Source organism: Pseudonocardia sp. MH-G8, assembly GCF_002262885.1.
GTDB lineage: Bacteria > Actinomycetota > Actinomycetes > Mycobacteriales > Pseudonocardiaceae > Pseudonocardia.
The window spans coordinates 60263-78128 of sequence record NZ_NKYF01000002.1 but is presented as its reverse complement, the minus strand read 5'-3'; the positions used below and the strand labels follow the sequence as shown (position 1 = coordinate 78128).

The 17866-nt window shown below is 73.3% G+C and carries 17 protein-coding genes and 2 riboswitches; of the genes, 11 read left to right on the top strand and 6 right to left on the bottom strand.

Translation table 11 applies throughout. The features are described from left to right. Window positions 1-4: 4 nt before the first annotated feature. Window positions 5-445 carry a nitroreductase family deazaflavin-dependent oxidoreductase gene (locus CFP66_RS07675; protein ID WP_094921764.1) on the bottom strand — a complete coding sequence of 147 codons (441 nt, stop codon included), beginning with the start codon at window positions 443-445 and terminating at the stop codon, window positions 5-7. Between the two features lie 58 nt (window positions 446-503). After that, window positions 504-615: riboswitch (TPP riboswitch) on the top strand. On the opposite strand from CFP66_RS07675, the gene thiD reads away from it, so the two are divergent. The 6 genes from thiD (at window position 606) to CFP66_RS07645 (ending at window position 8341) form a co-directional block, all read left to right on the top strand. Next, window positions 606-1457, top strand: coding sequence for a bifunctional hydroxymethylpyrimidine kinase/phosphomethylpyrimidine kinase (gene thiD / locus CFP66_RS07670; RefSeq protein WP_094921762.1), 852 nt, complete (start codon window positions 606-608; stop codon window positions 1455-1457). (Overlaps the previous riboswitch by 10 nt.) Before the next feature lie 15 nt (window positions 1458-1472). Further along, a riboswitch (TPP riboswitch) is annotated at window positions 1473-1580 on the top strand. Next, window positions 1573-3198 (top strand): phosphomethylpyrimidine synthase ThiC, encoded by a 1626-nt coding sequence (gene thiC / locus CFP66_RS07665; RefSeq protein ID WP_094921761.1) that lies wholly within the window; start codon window positions 1573-1575, stop codon window positions 3196-3198. (Overlaps the previous riboswitch by 8 nt.) Window positions 3199-3596: 398 nt before the next feature. Beyond that, window positions 3597-5861, top strand: coding sequence for a xanthine dehydrogenase family protein molybdopterin-binding subunit (locus tag CFP66_RS07660; protein ID WP_094921759.1), 2265 nt, complete (start codon window positions 3597-3599; stop codon window positions 5859-5861). Continuing rightward, complete coding sequence (locus CFP66_RS07655) at window positions 5858-6391, top strand: (2Fe-2S)-binding protein (RefSeq protein WP_094921758.1); 534 nt, start codon at window positions 5858-5860, stop codon at window positions 6389-6391. Before CFP66_RS07660 ends, CFP66_RS07655 begins: the two co-directional genes overlap by 4 nt. Further along, a complete protein-coding gene (locus CFP66_RS07650) occupies window positions 6388-7203 on the top strand; it encodes a xanthine dehydrogenase family protein subunit M (protein ID WP_094921756.1) in 816 nt (271 codons plus the stop codon). The genes CFP66_RS07655 and CFP66_RS07650 overlap by 4 nt, the downstream gene beginning before the upstream one ends. Window positions 7204-7270: 67 nt before the next feature. After that, complete coding sequence (locus tag CFP66_RS07645; RefSeq protein WP_158228044.1) at window positions 7271-8341, top strand: serine/threonine-protein kinase; 1071 nt, start codon at window positions 7271-7273, stop codon at window positions 8339-8341. 137 nt (window positions 8342-8478) lie between these two features. On the opposite strand, the gene CFP66_RS07640 is transcribed toward CFP66_RS07645, so the two are convergent. Further along, window positions 8479-9120 carry a response regulator transcription factor gene (locus CFP66_RS07640; RefSeq protein WP_094922328.1) on the bottom strand — a complete coding sequence of 214 codons (642 nt, stop codon included), beginning with the start codon at window positions 9118-9120 and terminating at the stop codon, window positions 8479-8481. Between the two features lie 11 nt (window positions 9121-9131). Next, entirely contained in the window at window positions 9132-10328 is a 1197-nt protein-coding gene (locus CFP66_RS07635; protein WP_233159265.1) for a sensor histidine kinase, read from the bottom strand. Window positions 10329-10450: 122 nt separating this feature from the next. Between CFP66_RS07635 and CFP66_RS07630 the strand changes: the two genes are divergently transcribed. Beyond that, the gene (locus CFP66_RS07630; RefSeq protein ID WP_094921752.1) at window positions 10451-11605 is read left to right on the top strand and encodes a DUF418 domain-containing protein; all 1155 of its coding nucleotides are present in this window, start codon (window positions 10451-10453) and stop codon (window positions 11603-11605) included. 151 nt (window positions 11606-11756) lie between these two features. Further along, complete coding sequence (locus tag CFP66_RS07625) at window positions 11757-12347, top strand: hypothetical protein (protein ID WP_094921750.1); 591 nt, start codon at window positions 11757-11759, stop codon at window positions 12345-12347. Between the two features lie 33 nt (window positions 12348-12380). Here CFP66_RS07625 and CFP66_RS07620 read toward each other — a convergent pair whose 3' ends face one another. The 3 genes from CFP66_RS07620 to CFP66_RS07610 form a co-directional block, all read right to left on the bottom strand. Next, the gene (locus CFP66_RS07620; RefSeq protein ID WP_094921749.1) at window positions 12381-14891 is read right to left on the bottom strand and encodes a PEP/pyruvate-binding domain-containing protein; all 2511 of its coding nucleotides are present in this window, start codon (window positions 14889-14891) and stop codon (window positions 12381-12383) included. Next, window positions 14888-15628 (bottom strand): TetR/AcrR family transcriptional regulator, encoded by a 741-nt coding sequence (locus CFP66_RS07615; protein WP_094921747.1) that lies wholly within the window; start codon window positions 15626-15628, stop codon window positions 14888-14890. The genes CFP66_RS07620 and CFP66_RS07615 overlap by 4 nt, the downstream gene beginning before the upstream one ends. Window positions 15629-15758: 130 nt before the next feature. Further along, window positions 15759-16118 (bottom strand): DUF952 domain-containing protein, encoded by a 360-nt coding sequence (locus CFP66_RS07610; protein ID WP_255413824.1) that lies wholly within the window; start codon window positions 16116-16118, stop codon window positions 15759-15761. Between the two features lie 118 nt (window positions 16119-16236). Between CFP66_RS07610 and mftA the strand changes: the two genes are divergently transcribed. Genes mftA through mftC form a run of 3 tightly spaced genes read left to right on the top strand, consistent with a single transcriptional unit; the run spans window position 16237 to window position 17860 of the window. Further along, window positions 16237-16338 (top strand): mycofactocin precursor MftA, encoded by a 102-nt coding sequence (gene mftA, locus CFP66_RS47050; RefSeq protein WP_143517164.1) that lies wholly within the window; start codon window positions 16237-16239, stop codon window positions 16336-16338. Between the two features lie 5 nt (window positions 16339-16343). Next, window positions 16344-16640: a mycofactocin biosynthesis chaperone MftB gene (mftB, locus tag CFP66_RS07600; RefSeq protein WP_369804980.1), complete on the top strand. Its 297-nt coding sequence runs from the start codon at window positions 16344-16346 to the stop codon at window positions 16638-16640. Then, window positions 16637-17860, top strand: a complete 1224-nt coding sequence (mftC, locus tag CFP66_RS07595) for a mycofactocin radical SAM maturase (RefSeq protein WP_094921743.1) — start codon at window positions 16637-16639, stop codon at window positions 17858-17860. The genes mftB and mftC overlap by 4 nt, the downstream gene beginning before the upstream one ends. Window positions 17861-17866: the final 6 nt, after the last annotated feature.

The window sequence follows — 17866 nt, the reverse complement described above, 5'->3', positions numbered from 1 at the left end:
CCGATCAGCTCGCGGTCGGCTCCAGCACGAAGACCGGGATCTGCCGATCGGTCTTCTCCTGGTAGTCGGCGTAGTCGGGGTAGGCCGCGACGGCCCGCTCCCACCACTGCGCCTTCTCGTCGCCGGTGACCTCGCGAGCCACGAAGTCGCCCTTCTCGGTGCCGTCCTGCAGCTCGAGGTGCGGGTCGGCCTTGACGTTGTAGTACCAGACGGGGTGCTTCGGGGCGCCGCCCAGCGAGGCGACGATCGCGTAGCGACCGTCGTGCTCCACGCGCATCAGCGGCACCTTGCGCAGCTTGCCGCTCTTGGCCCCGCGCATGGTGATCAGCACGACTGCGTTGCCCTTGATGTCGACGCTCTCGGTCGTACCCGTCTCGAGGATCTTCTGGGTCTGGTCGCGGACCCAGCCCTCGGGGCTCAGCTCGAACTCACCGTCCAGTGGCATATGGGCATCCAACACCGGAGAGACCGAAGATCTTCCCTCCGCTCCCGGATCGGGTTACGGTCGGCCGGACGGGAGCTCGCAGCAGCGGGCTGAGAGGGTGGCTGGAGCGCCACCGACCGCAGGAACCTGTCCGGGTAATGCCGGCGTAGGGAGGCAACAGATGGCTCTGCCGACGGTGGGAACCACCCCTCCGCGGGTGCTCACGATCGCGGGCACGGATTCCGGGGGCGGCGCGGGCGTCGCCGCGGACCTGCGGGCGATGGCGGCGTGCGGCGTGCACGGCTGCGTGGCCGTCACCGCGGTCACCGTGCAGAACACCCTGCGGGTGAGCGACTTCCACCCGATTCCGCCCGAGACCGTCGCGGCGCAGATCGAGACCGTGGCCACCGACATCGGCCTGGGCGCCGCGAAGACCGGCATGCTCGCCGACACGCCGATCATCGAGGCGATCGTCGGCGCCTGCGACCGCGTCGGGATCGGGCGCGACGGGATCCCCCTGGTCATCGACCCGGTCGCGGCGTCCATGCACGGGGATCCGCTGCTCGCCGACTCCGCCCTCGACGCCTACCGCACCCTGCTCTTCCCCCGTGCCACGTTGGCCACCCCCAACCTCGACGAGGTGCGGCTGCTGGCAGGCGTGGACGTGCACGACCGCGCCGCCCAGTACGAGGCGGCGAAGGTGATGTACGCGTTCGGGCCCGAGTACGTGCTGGTCAAGGGTGGGCACCTGCGCGAGGACACCGACGTCTGCGTCGACCTTCTCTACGACGGCCACACCTTCACCGAGCTGCCCGGGCCGCGCTTCGACACCGGCAACACCCACGGCAGCGGCGACAACATGGCCTCGGCCATCGCGTCGGGGCTCGCGCGCGGCATGGACGTGCCCGAGGCGGTCGCGTTCGGCAAGCGCTACATCGTCGAGGCCGTGCGGCACTCCTACCCCCTCGGCGCGGGCCACGGCCCGATCTCGCCGCTGTGGGCGGTCCGCAACTGGTGGGAGCAGCCCTCCTGAACCCCTGATCACAACTCCACACATCGCGGGAGCTCGTGCGCGCAACGGGCTGAGAGGGCATGTGCAGCCGACCGCAGAACCTGTCCGGGTAATTCCGACGTAGGGAGAAGCGACGATGACCGCTGTCGCGCCGTCCGTCACCACCGGCCCCGTGCGGGGCTCACACAAGGCGTACGTGGACGGGCCGGACGGCCTGCGCGTGCCGGTCCGCCGGATCGCGTTGTCCACCGGCGAGCACCACGACGTCTACGACACCTCGGGCCCGTACACCGACGACACCGCGGCGATCGACGTCCGCGCGGGCCTGGCGCCGCTGCGCGCGCCCTGGATCGCGGCCCGGGAGCCGGGCACGCAGCTGTCCTACTCGCGCGCCGGCGTGATCACGCCCGAGATGCGCTTCGTCGCGATCCGCGAGGGCGTGGACGCCGAGTTCGTGCGCGCCGAGGTGGCGCGGGGCCGGGCGGTCATCCCGGCGAACCGCCGCCACCCCGAGTCGGAGCCGATGATCATCGGCAAGCGGTTCCTGGTGAAGGTCAACGCCAACATCGGCAACTCCGCGGTGACCTCCTCGATCGAGGAGGAGGTGGAGAAGATGGTGTGGGCCACGCGTTGGGGCGCCGACACGGTCATGGACCTGTCCACGGGCAAGGACATCCACGTCACCCGCGAGCGGATCCTGCGCAACTCGCCCGTCCCGATCGGCACCGTGCCGATCTACCAGGCGCTGGAGAAGGTGAACGGCGACCCGGCGCGGCTGTCCTGGGAGGTCTACCGGGACACCGTGGTCGAGCAGTGCGAGCAGGGCGTCGACTACATGACGGTGCACGCCGGCGTGCTGCTGCGCTACGTGCCGCTCACCGCGAAGCGCGTCACCGGGATCGTCTCGCGCGGCGGGTCGATCATGGCGGCCTGGTGCCTGGCCCACCACCGCGAGTCGTTCCTGTACACGCACTTCGCCGAGCTCTGCGACATCCTGCGCGCCTACGACGTCACCTTCTCCCTCGGCGACGGGCTGCGCCCCGGCTCGATCGCCGACGCCAACGACGAGGCGCAGCTCGCGGAGCTGAAGACCCTCGGCGAGCTGACGGCGATCGCGCGGTCGAAGGAGGTCCAGGTGATGATCGAGGGGCCCGGGCACGTGCCGCTGCACAAGGTCGACGAGAACGTGCGGCTCGAGGAGGAGTGGTGCGGCGAGGCGCCGTTCTACACCCTCGGCCCGCTCGCCACGGACATCGCGCCCGGCTACGACCACATCACCAGCGCCATCGGCGCGGCCCGGATCGCGCAGATGGGCACCGCGATGCTCTGCTACGTGACGCCCAAGGAACACCTGGGGCTGCCGGACCGCGACGACGTGAAGACCGGCGTGATCACGTACAAGATCGCCGCGCACGCCGCCGACCTGGCCAAGGAACACCCCCGCGCCCAGGCCCGCGACGACGCCCTGTCCGCGGCCCGGTTCGAGTTCCGCTGGCTCGACCAGTTCCACCTGTCCCTCGATCCGGACACCGCCCTCGCCTTCCACGACCAGACCCTGCCCGCCGAGCCGGCCAAGACCGCGCACTTCTGCTCCATGTGCGGGCCGAAGTTCTGCTCGATGCGGATCAGCCAGGACGTCCGCGACTACGCCGAGGCCCACGGCCTCACGACGGTGGCGGCGATCGAGGCGGGGATGGCGGAGAAGGCGCAGGAGTTCACGGGGAGCGGCGGGCGCCTGCACCTCCCGCTGGCCGACGGCTGACACGCAGGGCTGTCGGTCCTCCGGTGGCCGGCGCTCGACGGGACCTGGTGTCCCCCACCGGAAGCACGGGCCCCGGGTCGGACATGATCCGAACTTTCGGGTGCACATGGTCGTGATCACAACCATGGACAACCGATACCGCGGATCATGCGCGCGGCCACCACCCGAACGGCCTCTCCCGCCGCCGAAACACCCGTTGGTCACGTGGCGATCGCCAACGGTGGTCGCCACCGGGTTGCGGCCGCCCGACGGTCCCGTTCCACCTGCGTCATGCCGGTCCCGGGGAGTGGACGAGCCCCGCGGGACCGCCGGAACCGGTGGGTGAGCGCGGCGACCCGTTCGCGTGAGTCGTCGCCGGTTCGGGCGACCACCGGGGTGGCGAGCTAGGCTCCCCGACGATGAGCATCATGGGCACGCGCGTGGTCCGCACCGAGGATCCGGTGTTCCTCTCCCGGGGCGCGATCTACACCGACGACCTGACCGACGAGCGGCTGACCGGTGCACTGCACCTCACCCTCGTGCGGTCCCCGATGGCGCACGCTCGCATCACCGCGATCGACGTCGAGGCCGCCCGTTCGGCGCCCGGCGTCGTGGCGGTGTTCGGCGGCGCCGATGTCGACCTGGCCCCGGCCCTGCTGTTCCCAGCAGCCGCCAAGGGCATGGTCCGGCCGTTCCTCGCCACCGACCGGGTGCGCTTCGTCGGGGAGCCGGTCGCCGCCGTGCTCACCGAGCAGCCCTACCAGGGTCAGGACGCGGCGGAGCTGGTCGAGGTCGACTACGACCCGCTGCCGGCGGTGATCGGCCTCAAGGACTCGCTGGCCGAGGAGGTGCTGCTGTTCGAGGACGTGGGCACGAACCTCGCCCTCGGGTTCGGGCACGACCAGCCCTTCGACGAGCACCTGTTCGACGACTGCGAGGTCGTCGTCACCCAGGAGGTCGTGAACCAGCGCCTGGCGGCGGCACCGCTGGAGACCCGTGCGGCCTCCGCGGCGTGGGGTGAGGACGGGCGTGTCACGCTCTTCGCCTCCACCCAGAACGCGCAGGCCGCGCGGGACGAGGTGGCGGGCTGGCTGGGCGTCGAGCCCGGCCTGGTCCACCTGATCACCCCGGACGTCGGCGGCGGCTTCGGCGCGAAGATCGGCGCCGACCCCACGTTCGCGCTGGTCGCGTGGCTCGCCAAGCGGGTCGGGCGGCCCGTGCGGTGGAGCGAGAGCCGCTCCGAGAACATGACGGGGATGCTGCAGGGGCGCGCCCAGCTGCAGACCCTCACGATCGGCGGCCGCCGCGACGGCACCGTCCTGGCCTACCGCCTCGACGTGCTCGCCGACGCGGGCGCCTACCCGGCGCTGGGCACGTTCCTGCCGTTCTTCACCCGGCAGATGGCGCCGGGCGTCTACGACATCCCGAAGGTCGAGTCGCGGGCCCGCACGCTCGTGACCACCACGACGCCCACCGGTGCCTACCGCGGCGCGGGCCGCCCCGAGGCCACCGCGGCGATCGAGCGGGCGATCGACCTGTTCGCCGCCGAGATCGGGATGGACGCCGCCGAGGTGCGCAAGCGCAACGTCATCCCGCCGGAGGCGTTCCCCTTCACCACGAAGGGCGGTGCCACCTACGACAGCGGCGAGTACACCAAGGCGATCGACCGCGTGCTGGAGGCGTCGGGCTACGCCGACCTGCGGGCGGAGCAGGCGGCGCGCCGCGAGCGCGGCGACGTCCTGCAGCTCGGCATCGGCGTGTCCTCGTACGTCGAGATCACCGGTGGTGGCGAGTTCAGCGAGGACGCCGCGGTCGAGGTGCACGCCGACGGCACGGTCACCGTGCTCACCGGTACCTCTCCACATGGTCAGGGTCATGCCACGGCGTGGGCGATGCTCGCGAGCGAGCACCTGGGCATCCCGGTCGAGAAGATCACCGTGAAGCACGGCGACACCGATCTCATCCCGCGCGGCGCCGGCACCATGGGCTCGCGGAGCCTCCAGACCGGTGGCGTCGCGGTCTACCAGGCGGCGGGTGAGCTCGTCGAGCTGGCCAAGCAGCGGGCCGCGGACCTGCTCGAGGCGAGTGCCGAAGACCTCGAGGTCACCGAGGGGCGGGTCACCGTCAAGGGCACCGGTGCAGGCATCGACCTCGCGGAGCTGGCCGAGCGCGAGCAGCTGCGCGTCGACACCACCTTCGACAGCGGCGCGCCGACGTTCCCGTTCGGCGCGCACGTGGCCGTCGTGGAGGTCGACGTCGAGGTGGGGAAGGTCGTGGTCGACCGGATCATCACGGTCGACGACGCGGGCCCGGTGCTCAACCCGCTGCTCGCCGAGGGCCAGCGCCACGGCGGCATCGCGCAGGGCATCTCGCAGGCCCTGCTCGAGGAGGTCGCCTACGACGCCGACGGCAACCCGCTCACGGCTACGTTCGCCGACTACGGGTTCCCCTCGGCCGCGGAGCTGCCGAGCTTCACGCTGCTGGACATGGAGACGCCCACGACGCTCAACCCGATCGGCGCGAAGGGCATCGGCGAGGCGGGCACCATCGGCGCCACGCCCGCGGTGCAGAGCGCCGTCGTCGACGCCGTGTCGCACCTCGGCGTCCGCCACATCGACATGCCGACCACCCCGCTGCGGGTGTGGGAGGCCATTCAGGCTGCGCAGGCAGGAGGGAACCGATGACCGAGAAGGTCGAGATCACGGTCAACGGCGAGCCGACGACCGCCGACGTCGAGCCACGGCTGCTGCTCGCGCACTACCTGCGCGATGTGGTGGGGCTCAAGGCCACCAACATCGGCTGCGACACCACGTCCTGCGGGGCCTGCACGGTGCTGCTGGACGGGGAGTCGGTGAAGTCGTGCACGGTGCTCGCCGTGCAGGCCGACCGGCAGTCGGTCACCACGATGGAGGGGCTCTCGCCCGACTCCGAGCACCTGCACCCGGTGGCCGCGGCGTTCCGGGCCGAGCACGGGCTGCAGTGCGGCTTCTGCACGCCGGGCATGGTGATGGCGACGGTGGGGCTGCTCTCGGAGAACCCGAAGCCCACCGAGCGCGAGGTGCGGGAGGGGCTGGAGGGCAACCTCTGCCGCTGCACCGGCTACCACAACATCGTCCGTGCCGTGCTCGCCGCGGCGGGGCGCGACCCGCGAGAGGCGGAGGACAAGCCCGCCGAGCTCGCCGCGCCCGGATTCTCCACCGGGAGCAGCGAATGATCCCCGTCGGTTTCGACTACGCGCGCCCCGACTCGCTCGACGGCGCGCTCGCGCTGCTCGCCGAGCACGGCGAGGACGCCACAGTGCTCGCCGGTGGCCACTCGCTGCTGCCGGTGATGAAGCTGCGGCTGGCCGCCCCCGAGCTGGTCATCGACATCGGCAAGCTCGCCGAGCTGCAGTACGTCCGCCTGGACGGCGACGAGATCGCCATCGGTGCGGGCACCCGCCACCGCACCCTCGAGGCGTCGGAGGAACTGGCGGCGGAGTGCCCGCTGCTGCCCGCCGTCGCCCGCACGGTCGGCGACCCGCAGGTGCGCCACCGCGGCACGCTCGGCGGCTCGCTCGCGCACGCCGACCCGGCGTCCGACCTCCCGGCGGCAGTGCTCGCGCTCGGCGGCACCGTGGTGCTGCGCAGCCCGCGCGGCGAGCGCCAGGTGCCGATCACCGGCTTCTACACCGGCGTGTTCTCGTCGGTGAAGGAGCCGGACGAGCTGATCGTCGAGATCCGCGTGCCGCGCACCGGCGGCGTCGGCTGGGCGTACGAGAAGTTCACCCGGCGCGCGAACGACTGGGCCATCGTCGGCGTCGCGGTCGTGGACGGTCGGGTCGGGCTGGTCAACATGGGTTCCACGCCGCTGCGCGCATCGGCCACGGAGGCCGCACTGGCCGACGGCGCCTCCATCGAGGAGGCCGCCGTGCTCGCCGACCAGCGCACCGAACCCCCGAACGACCTCGCCGCCACCGCCGACTATCGTCGGCATCTCGCCCGGGTCCTCACCCGTCGAGCGTTGAGCACCGCCGCCGGAGTGTGACGCTCGTCCGGGCGTTGTTTTCGCGGAATCGTGCATGCGCTGCCCCGGTCGGGGGAAGGTCACCCTCATGGCCCCCGACCAGGCTGGTGCGACCGACGACGCGATTCGCGTCGTCGCGGGTCGTTACGAGGTCGGGCCGGTGCTCGGCGCCGGGTCGTCGGCGGTCGTGTACCGCGCCCGCGACCTGCGGTGCGGCGACGCGGTAGCGATCAAGTGCTTCCGGCCGGGGGCCACCGAGCACGACCTTCGCCAGCAGCGCCAGGAGATGACCGCTCTCGCCCAGCTGGACCATCCGGGTCTCGTCCGGCTGCACGATGGGGGGAGCGAGGACGGCTGCCCGTTCGTCGTCACCGACCTCGTCGAGGGGCCCACGCTCGCCGAGCGGATCGCCGTGGGCCCGCCGCTGGCCCCCGGCGCCGTCCGCCGCCTCGGTGCCCAGCTGGCGGAGGCGCTCGCCCACGTCCACGCGGCGGGGATCGTCCACCGTGACGTGAAGCCGGCCAACGTCCTGCTCGGCGACGGCGGCCATCCGCGCCTCGCCGACTTCGGCATCTCCCGCACGCTGGACGCCACCACGGCCACTGCGAGCGGATGCGTGGTCGGCACCGCGGCCTACCTCGCGCCGGAGCAGGTGCGGGGTGAGCTGGTCGGGCCGGCCACGGACGTCTACGCGCTCGGGTTGGTGCTGCTCGAAGCGCTGACCGGGCGCCGTGAGTTCCCCGGGCTGGCCGTCGAATCGGCCACCGCCCGGCTGTACCGCTCGCCCGCCGTGCCTGACGGGCTGCCCGCCGGGCTCGGCACCGTCCTCACCGCCATGACCCGCGACGAGCCGCGCCGCCGGCCATCGGCGGAAGCCCTCGCCGTCGCCCTCGCCGCCGATCCGGCATCGCCTGCGGCCGCGCTCGGCCCGGCGCTGCCCGTCCCGTCCCGAGCGGTCCGCCACGGCCGGCACCGCCTGGGCCGACCCGGGTCGCGTGCCGCGTCGCGGATCGCGCTCGCGGGCTTCATCGCCGTGCTCGCGTCGCTCTCCGCCGCGGCCGCCCCGCCGGCACCGCGGTCGACCGCGCCGCCGCTCACGAGCGTTGCCGACGCGCTCGAGCCGCCGCACCGGATCGGCCCGTCGGTCCGGATGCGTTAGCGAGCGCCGCACCGCCGCACGGCCCGGCATCCACAGCGCGACACACGTGCGCGCAGACCCCGACTCGCGGGGTTGGAACAACCGCAACCCCGCGAGTCGGGCCCTACGGGCGGCCGTGTCGCTGTCGCCTGCCCGGCTCAGGTCAACCCGGAGTCCTGCGCCGCGATCGCGGCCTGCACCCGGGAGCGCAGGCCGAGCTTGGTCAGCACGCGCGAGACGTGCGTCTTCGTGGTGGCCTCGGTGATCACCAGCTCCGTCGCGATCTCCGCGTTGGACAGGCCTCGGCCCAGGCAGGCGAGCACGTCGGTCTCGCGGGGGGTGAGGTCGTCGAGGCCCGCCGGTCGGACCGGCCTGCGGGACGGGGCGCCGAGGCGTGCGATGACGCGGCGGGTGATCTCCGGAGCGAGTACGCCGTCTCCGCGCGCCACCGCGCGGACCGCGGCGAGCAGCGCGGGCGCATCAACCGACTTGAGCAGGAATCCCGCCGCCCCGGCCGCGAGGGCGGAGTCGACGTACTCGTCGAGGTCGAAGGTCGTGAGCACGAGGACCTCGCACACGCCGTCCCCCACGAGGCGGCGGGTGGCCTCGATGCCGTCGATGCCGGGCATGCGGATGTCCATCAGCACGACGTCGGGCTGCTGCTCGCGGGCCATGGTGACAGCGGCGAGCCCGTCGGCTGCCTCGCCGACCACGGTGATTTCCGGGGCGGCGTCGAGGATCATCACCAGGCCCGTGCGGACGGCGGCCTGGTCGTCGGCGACGACCACCCGGACCGGCACGGGGGGCGCGGTCACCGCGATGCCTCGGCCGCGGCGGGCACCGGCAGTACCGCGCGTACCCGCCAGCGCTCGCCGTCCGGGCCGGCCACGACGGTGCCGCCGACGGCGTCCGCGCGCTCGTGCAGCCCGAGCAGCCCGGTGCCGGTGCCCCCGCCGGGTGGGGCATCGGGCACCAGGTCGTTCTCGAGTTCGATCACCAGTTCTCCGTTGCGGTCGTCGAGGTGCAGGCCGGTCAGGCTGCCGGGTGCGTGCTTGGCGGCGTTGGTGAGCGACTCCTGCACGATGCGGTACGCGGCCAGGTCGACCGCGGCTGCTGCCGGTGCCCCGGTACGGGCGTCGTCCACCGCGACCCGCAGCCCGGTGGCCCGTGCGGTCTCCAGCAACTCGTCCAGGCGGTCCAGTCCCGCGGGAGCGGTGCGCGGGTCGGCGTCGCCCGCGCCGTCGGCGCGCAGCAGGCCGATCATGGTGCGCATCTCGGTCAGCGACGCGACGCTGTCGCGGCGCACCGACGTGAGCACGCGCCGCAGCACGGCCGGGTCCGGATCGGGCAGGGTGAGGGCGGCCTCGGACTGGATCGCGATCCCCGACAGCTGCCCGGCGATCACGTCGTGCAGGTCGCGGGCCATCCGCGCGCGCTCCGCGGCCACGGCGGCCGCGCGGTCCAGCTCCGCCATCCGGGACGCCTGTTCGGCGCGTTCCCGTTCGACCGCGGCGTGCTCGCTGTGCAGGCGCACCTCGCGCCCCCACAGCACCGGCACTGCGAGCACGAGGCCGAGGTTGAGGAGCACGAGGACGGCGGCGCGACCGCCCTCGAACACCAGGCTCATCAGGGCCGTGCCACCGGCCACGACCGCGCACGCGCCGGCCACCGCCCAGCTGACCCGCCGTGCCGTGTACAGGACGGAGCAGTAGAGCAGGTCGCCGAGCACCAGCATGACCGCGAGCGGGACGAACGCCAGCTGCACCATCCCGACCAGGGCGACCAGCGCGGTCGCCAGCCCGAGGACCGGTCGCACCCGGCGCTGGGTCTCGCCGAGCGCCGCGACCGCGAGCCCCGCCAGCACGAGCCCCGTCGACGGAGCGGGGCCCTCGTTCCAGCGGACGGCGACTTCGGGCACGACCAGGTGCAGCAGCATGCCGACCACGAAGTAGCCGAGGGCGTAGAGGGCGTCGTCGAGCCGCGCGCGTCCCGTCGACAGCAGCGCCATCACGCGGCCATTGAACACGTGCCGCGCGCACGGCGCGTCGATCGAAGGTCGCACGACCGGGCGGGCGGGGATCATCCGCGCGACCGACGACCGGGGAGGGCCGCGGGCGCGATCCTGCCGTCATGGCATCCACCACCGTCGAGCGCGGGCCGGGCCGGGTCGCCGCCCTCGACGTCCTGCGCGGCGTCGCGATCCTCGGCACCCTCGGCACCAACGTCTGGCTGTTCGCGGCGCCCGGTGGCCCGGCGGCCTGGATCTCGCAGGGGTTCGGGTCCGGCGGGCCGGTGCAGACCGCGCTCCAGACGCTCGCCAACGGCAAGTTCCTCGCCCTGCTCACGCTGCTGTTCGGGGTGGGGTTGGAGCTGCAGTACCGGTCGGCCGTGCGGCGCGGGAACCCGTGGCCCGGCCGGTACCCGGTGCGGGCCGCGATCCTGTTCGTCGAAGGGCTCGTGCACTACCTGCTCGTCTTCGAGTTCGACGTCCTGATGGGGTACGCGATCGCGTCGTTGTTGGTCGCGCACCTGGTCGGCCGCAGCGATCGGGCGGTGCGGGCCTGGGCGGGCGCGGTCGGCGGGGTGTACGCGGCGGTGCTGCTCGGGGCCACCGCGCTGCTGATCGCCACACCCGACACACCGGTGTCGCCGTCGGCGTCCGACCCGTCCCTCACCGCGAGCTGGCCGGAGCAGGTGCTGCTGCGGTGGGAGTACATCGGCGTGTTCCGGATCGAGCTCCTGATGATCGTCCCGTCGTCGGTGGTGCTGTTCCTCGTCGGGTCCCGGCTGATGCGGGCGGGAGCGTTCGACGACACGGGCGCGGGTGCGCGCATCCGCCGGCGCCTGATGGCGGCCGGGTTGGGGGTCGGCATCCCGCTCAACGCGCTGACCGCGGCCCTCGGGCAGGACTGGTTCCTGGTCGACCGCTACCTGGTCCCGCCGCTCGTCGCGCTCGGCCTGCTCGCGCTGGGCACGACCCTCGTCCTGCGATCCCGCCGCGAGCCGGGCCCGGTGCGGCGCGGGCTGACGGGCGTCGGCCGCACCGCCCTGTCCTGCTACGTCCTGCAGAACCTGATCGCCGCGGTGCTCTGCTACGGCTGGGGGCTGGGGCTCGCGGAGCGGTTCGCCGACGCCGGTCCGTGGTGGGTGGTCGGGCTCTGGGCCGCGATCTCCGCGGTCCTGCTGCTGGCCGCCCCGCGGTGGCTGCGCAGGTTCGAGAGGGGCCCGCTGGAGCTGCTGATGCACCGGGTCCACGCGGTATCGCCCCCCGCGCGAACGCGCTGAGCTGAACGAACGGCACTCTCGTCGGTTCCTAGCCGACGAGAGTGCCGTTCGTTGCGCGGGCGACGGTTCGGCGGGTCCGTCGAAGGGTGTACGTCGGAGATCGGTCCTCCGGCCGACGACCTGCGCGTTGGCAGCGGGGAGGCTCGCGGCCATGGGTCGCTTCCTGTCGGAGAACCCGCTCGTGCTGCTGATCGGCGCCTGCGAGGTCGGTTTCTGGGTGCTGCTCGGCGCGGGTCTGGTGGCTCGCTACCTGCTGCGGGCGCGCCGTGTGAGCACGGTGCTGCTGGTGCTGGTGCCGGTGCTCGACGTGGTGCTGGTGACGGCGTCGCTCGTCGACGTCGCGAACGGGTCGGCGCCGGGCCTCACGCACGGGCTGGCCGCGGTCTACCTGGGCTTCACGGTGGCGTTCGGGCACTCGATGATCCGCTGGGCCGACCGTCGGTTCGCCCACCGATTCGCCGGCGGCCCGCCCCCGCCATCCCCGCCCCGCTACGGCGCCGCGAAGGTCGCCTACGAGTGGAGGGAGTGGGGCAAGATGCTGCTGGCCTGGGGGATCGCGCTCGGCGTGATCGCCGTGACGGCGGTGGTGGCCGGCACCGGCATCCCCGCGCCCGCAGAGTGGACCGCCGACCCGATGTGGTCCTGGGGCGCGCGGCTCGCCCCGGTCGTCGGCATCTGGTTCGTCGGCTGGCCCCTCTGGACGACGCTGTCCCCGCCGCGGGCGCCCGCCGGCACCCGGTGAGCAGGTGCCGAGCAGCCCTCCCGTCGTGAACCGTCAGTCCCCGGCGACGAGCTCCACCGTCCCGCGGCTGCCGTCCACCCGCACCCGGTCGCCGGTGTGGAGCACGCTCGTCGCGTTCCCGCAGCCGACGACGGCCGGGATGCCCAGCTCGCGCGCCACGATCGCGGCGTGCGAGAGCGGCGCGCCGACGTCGGTGACCACGGCGGCGGCACGCGGGAACAGCGGCGTCCACCCGATGTTGGTCACCGTGGTCACGAGGATCTCGCCGGGCCGCAGCTGCGCGCCCTCGTCCACCGACCGCAGCACGCGCACGGTTCCCTCCACCACGCCGCTCGCGCCCGGGAACCCGGAGACCGTTCCGTCGGACGCCGCGGGCGTGGCCGAGGCGTCGAACAGGTCCCCGCGCCGATCCGGGTCTGCCGCCCACGCGAACGGGTCGAACCGGCCCCGGATCACCGACGGGTAGGGCGGGAGGGCGGCGTAGCGCTCGTAGGCGGCGCGCCGCTGCGCCGTGTTCGGGGCGGGCGCGCCGCCCAGCACGGCGGCGACCTCGTCGAGGTCCAGCATGAACACCTCGTCGCCGAGCCCGGTCAGGTCGCCCGCGCGCAGCAGGTGTGCGCGCACCACGGAGAAGGTCCGCACCACCTCGGTGCGTGCCTGCTCGCGGGTCCTCGCCGCGCGGGCCCACCGCCGCAGCCGCTTGCGGGTGGCCGCCACCTTGCGCGGGTGCGTTGCGACCAGGCGGTCCCAGGCCGCGTGGTGGGCCGCCTCCTGCTTCCGCAGCAGCTCGAGCGGGTCGGCGCCGGCCTCGCGCAGCGCCGCGAGCTGGCCCTGCAGCCAGCCGGGCCGCTCCACCGGCCGCGGCATCGACACCTCGAACTCGTGCGGGCTGCGGTGCCCGTAGCGCTGCGCGTAGCCGGCCTCGTCGATGTCGCCGCGCTCCACGAGCGCCAACCCCACCACCGGGCCGAGGCTGGCGAGCACCTCGCCGTCGACGGTGAGGCCGGACGTGAGCGCGGCGGCGTCGGCCTCGCCGACGAGCTTCCGCAGCCGTCCCTGGGTGGTCAGGAGGGCGACCGGAGCGCTGCGCCCGGCGGCGGCGAGCATGTCGGAGCCGGTGACGACGAGTGGGCGCACCTCGTCCCACAACCGGACGAGCGCGCGCGGGTCGCCTGTCGCTTCGATCCGGGCAATGAGGTCCGCGCAGTGGCGCGGGTTGCCGGCGACGAACGCGGGGAGCCGGCGCAGGGTGGCGGGCACGCTCGCCACGAACCGGACGGCGGTGGGGACGATCCGGCGCAGGACCTCCAGCGACGACAGCGGGACGGGTGGGATCTCGACGCCGACCGGGAGCCGTCCGAACGTGTTCTCGGTGAGCGACCGGAAGCGGGATCCGGAGATGCCCACGAGCCGGGACATCGCAGCGGACAGGCTCAGGTTGAGGTAGAACCGGCCGCCGATGAGCCCGTAGCCGCGGAAGCCGGGCAGCGAGAGCGTCGGCATCGCCCGGGACATGAACAGTTGCACCAGCGACCAGGTGCTCGGCGTCATGACGTCCGGGATCGCCTCGCCGAGGTTCGTGTTCGTCCACAGGTAGTCGCCGTCGCGGCTCTCGTTCCACGGGTCGCGCAACCCGGTGATCGGGCGCGCCTGCACGATCGCGAACTCCCCCCGGGAGCGGGTCCACTCGACGTCCATCGGCCGGCCGTAGTGCGTCGCGATGCGCCTCCCGAGCACGACGAGCGCGGCGGCGCCCGCGTCGTCGAGGACCGGGGCGGCGCGGCGGTCGTCGGGCACGGGCCGTTCCACGGGTCCCTCCGGCGTGCGGACGGTCATCACGGCCTTGTCGCCGGTGCGCCGCTCGCGCACGGCGCCGGTTGCGGCGTCGAGCACCAGCTCGTCGGGGGTGACGTGCCCGCCCACCAGCGACTCCCCGAGCCCCCAGGTGGCGTTGACGACCATCCGGCCGGTCGCGCCGGTCACGGGGTCGGCCGTGAACAGCACGCCTGCCGCGTCGGCGTCGACCAGTTCCTGGACGACGACGGCGAGCGCCACGTCGCCGGGCCCGATCCCCTCGCGCCTGCGGTAGGAGATCGCCCGCGCGGTCCACAGCGACGCCCAGCAGCGCCGCACGGCGTCGATCACGTCGTCGGCGCCGGAGACGTCGAGGAAGGTGTCCTGCTGACCGGCGAAGGACGCCCCCGGCAGGTCCTCCGCCGTGGCCGAGGAGCGCACGGCCACCGCCGGCGCACCGAGCGCCGCGTAGGCCTCCCGGATCGGCGCAGCGATCTCGTCGGGGACCTCGTGCGCGGCGAACAGCGCGGCGATCCGGTCCGCGGCCTCCTCGGTCCCGGCGGCGGCAACGATCTCGTCCTGCAGGCCGTGTCGCTGCACGAAGTGCCGGTAGGCGGCCGTCGTCACGTGGAAACCGGGCGGCACCGGCAGCCCGGCGCGGGTGAGCGCCGCGAGGGAGGCACCCTTCCCGCCGGTGGTGGACAGGTCCGCCCCCGGATCGTCCAGGTCCCTCACGTACGCGGTGCTCATGGCTGGTCCTCCTCGAGGAGTCGTTCCGCCGCGGCCGTGATGTGCTCGTGCACCGCCCGATCCACCGCCGCCACCTCGTCGGGCGTGAGCGGTTCCGGGCGGCACAGCGCGCGCTGCACGGTCTCGGCGATGAGCCCGGCGACCGCGTCGTCGGGCACCCGGAACTCACCGGGCAGCAGCGGCTCGGTCAGGAAGTAGCCCAGGTACACCGCGGACAGCACCGTGACCTGCTCGGCGAGGGTGCGATCGGTGCGGATCCAGCCGCCGTCCCGCAAGGTGGCGAGGAGCTCGACGATGCTGCCCCGCCGGACGCCGTCGCCCGCCGCCGCGCGCGCCAGGCCCCCGAGGATCTCGGTGTTGCGGGTCAGGACGGCGATGACGAGCGGGCTGGCCTGGTAGGCGCGCACGCTCTCGGCGAGCACCAGCTCCAGGTCGGCGGGCCGGCCGGCGGCACGGACCCGGTCCCGCACCCGGCGCAGGACCGTCACCTGCTCGCGACGCAGCAGCGCCAGGAAGAGCTGGTCCCGGCTGCGCCAGTGGGCGTACACGCTGCCCTTGGCGACGCCGGCCTCCCGGGCGATGTCTCCGATCGTGGTGCGGTCGTGGCCGTAGCGCAGCAGGAGCCGGGCTGCGGCGTCGAGGATGCGGCCCGCCCGCTCGGCCGGATCGACGGGAACGCCTCGTGGCGACACCGGCACCTCCGCGATGATGACCAGATGGACGAATCTGGTCATCATGATGCCACACCCCCGCGAGTCACGCCCCCACGCCCGCGAGTCGCGCCCCCACGCCCGCGAGTCGCGCTCCGACACCCGCGAGTCGCGCCCTCCAGCATGCGAGTCGGGGCGTGGGCCGCCTACGTGTCGGTCAGGCGCTGAGGTCCGGCGCGCCGAAGCTGCCGTCGGGGCCCGGCGCGTAGGGCCGCACGTCCACCACGGCCGACGTCGGGATCGGGCCGTAGGCGTGCGGGAAGCGCATCGACTCCGGGTCGGTGGGCACGCCCGGCTCGAACCGGACCTCCACGCCGATCCGCTCCGGGTCGAGCACGAGTAGCAGCAGGTCGCTCCGCCCGCCGTAGATCCGGTTCGCCGGGAGCGCGACCTGCTCGGGCGTCGAGAGGTGCACGAACCCGACCTCGTCGAGCGACGGCGGCGCGATCACGCCTGCAGCGCGCATGGTCTCCCACTCGGTGGGGTTCGAGATGTGCAGCAAGGGGGTGGTGTCCACGACCCGCAGTGTCTCGCTCCTCGGATCGGCGCTGCGTTCGAGTGGCGGAGGCCTTGTCTTTGGCACCGGGTGCCAATTAGCGTCGACCCTGCCCAGCCAACGACGTCAGGAGGAACGCATGGCCCCCACGAACGACACCCAGCAGGCCGTCGAGGAGCCCGTGGTCGAGGAGATGCTCGTCGAGGAGGTCTCCATCGACGGCATGTGCGGCGTCTACTGACCGCCGTGTCCATCGAGGCGTCCGGTGCCGCGCCTGCGTTCGACCCGGCGCGGCCCCATCGCTGCAGCCCACGGGTGGCGGTGCGCCCTGAGCCGTTCGGGGCGCTCGTCTACCACTTCGGCACGCGCAAGCTGTCGTTCCTGAAGACACCGCAGCTCGTCACGGTCGTCTCGGGGCTCGAGCAGCACCCGTCGGTGCACGCTGCGATCGACGCGGCGGGCGTCGAGGAGTCGCAGCGTTCCGCCTACCTGCGCGCGCTGGCCGGGTTGGCCGCGAACGGAACCATCGAGGAGCGCTCGTGAAGCTCGTGGACCACTTCCAGTACGGCCTCAACTCCCCGATCTGCCTCACGTGGGAGCTCACCTACGCCTGCAACCTGGCGTGCGTGCACTGCCTGTCCTCCTCCGGGCGGCGGGACCCGCGCGAGCTGTCCACCGCCGAGGCGAAGTCGGTGATCGACGAGCTGCAGCGGATGCAGGTCTTCTACGTCAACATCGGCGGCGGGGAGCCGACCGTCCGCCCCGACTTCTGGGAGCTGCTCGACTACGCGGTCACCCACGACGTGGGCGTCAAGTTCTCCACCAACGGGATCAAGCTCGACAAGGCGCGGGCCGCGCAGCTGGCCGCCACCGACTACGTGGACGTGCAGATCTCGCTCGACGGCGCCACCGCCGAGGTCAACGACCACATCCGCGGGCCCGGCTCGTACGCCACGGCGGTACGGGCGCTGGAGAACCTGGCCGAGGCGGGGTTCGGGCAACCGAAGATCAGCGTGGTCATGACGCGGCAGAACGTCGACCAGCTCGACGAGTTCAAGGCCATCGCCGACAAGTACGGCGCGCAGCTGCGGATCACGCGGCTGCGGCCGTCCGGTCGCGGCGCGGACGTCTGGGACGAGCTGCACCCCACGTCCACCCAGCAGCGGCAGCTCTACGACTGGCTGGTCGCGCGCGGCGACGGCGTGCTCACCGGCGACTCGTTCTTCCACCTCTCCGCCTATGGCGAGGCGCTGCCCGGGCTCAACCTGTGCGGCGCGGGCCGGGTGGTCTGCCTGATCGACCCGGTGGGCGACGTCTACGCGTGCCCGTTCGCGATCCACGACAACTTCCTGGCCGGCAACGTGCGCTCGCCGGGCGGGTTCCAGGAGGTGTGGCAGAACTCGGAGCTGTTCACCGAGCTGCGGCAGCCGCAGACCGGCGGCGCGTGTCGCAGCTGCGGCTTCTACGACTCCTGCCAGGGCGGGTGCATGGCCGCGAAGTTCTTCACCGGCCTGCCGCTGGACGGCCCCGACCCGGAGTGCGTGCGCGGCTTCGGGGAGGAGGCGCTCGCTGCGCGGGACGGTTCGACCACGATCCCGCGGTCGGAGGTGGACCACTCCCGCTCGGCACCGCGCAACTCCCGGGGCCCGGTCCCCGTGACGATCGGCCGGCGTCCGGACAAGGCGTGCGAGACGAGTCCCCTGGTGGGCGTGGCCGACGACGCGAGCGACTCGCGGCTGCGGGTCCCGGTGGCGGGGAGCTGAGCGAGC

Coding starts and splice junctions, on each gene's coding strand:
- CFP66_RS07620 (WP_094921749.1), bottom strand. CDS start 14,891: ATGAGCACCGCGTACGTGAGGGACCTGGACGATCCGGGGGCGGACCTG.
- CFP66_RS07630 (WP_094921752.1), top strand. CDS start 10,451: ATGGCATCCACCACCGTCGAGCGCGGGCCGGGCCGGGTCGCCGCCCTC.
- CFP66_RS07675 (WP_094921764.1), bottom strand. CDS start 445: ATGCCACTGGACGGTGAGTTCGAGCTGAGCCCCGAGGGCTGGGTCCGC.
- CFP66_RS07660 (WP_094921759.1), top strand. CDS start 3,597: ATGAGCATCATGGGCACGCGCGTGGTCCGCACCGAGGATCCGGTGTTC.
- CFP66_RS07615 (WP_094921747.1), bottom strand. CDS start 15,628: ATGATGACCAGATTCGTCCATCTGGTCATCATCGCGGAGGTGCCGGTG.
- thiC (WP_094921761.1), top strand. CDS start 1,573: ATGACCGCTGTCGCGCCGTCCGTCACCACCGGCCCCGTGCGGGGCTCA.
- CFP66_RS07645 (WP_158228044.1), top strand. CDS start 7,271: ATGGCCCCCGACCAGGCTGGTGCGACCGACGACGCGATTCGCGTCGTC.
- CFP66_RS07655 (WP_094921758.1), top strand. CDS start 5,858: ATGACCGAGAAGGTCGAGATCACGGTCAACGGCGAGCCGACGACCGCC.
- CFP66_RS07625 (WP_094921750.1), top strand. CDS start 11,757: ATGGGTCGCTTCCTGTCGGAGAACCCGCTCGTGCTGCTGATCGGCGCC.
- CFP66_RS07650 (WP_094921756.1), top strand. CDS start 6,388: ATGATCCCCGTCGGTTTCGACTACGCGCGCCCCGACTCGCTCGACGGC.
- mftA (WP_143517164.1), top strand. CDS start 16,237: ATGGCCCCCACGAACGACACCCAGCAGGCCGTCGAGGAGCCCGTGGTC.
- CFP66_RS07635 (WP_233159265.1), bottom strand. CDS start 10,328: ATGGCGCTGCTGTCGACGGGACGCGCGCGGCTCGACGACGCCCTCTAC.
- thiD (WP_094921762.1), top strand. CDS start 606: ATGGCTCTGCCGACGGTGGGAACCACCCCTCCGCGGGTGCTCACGATC.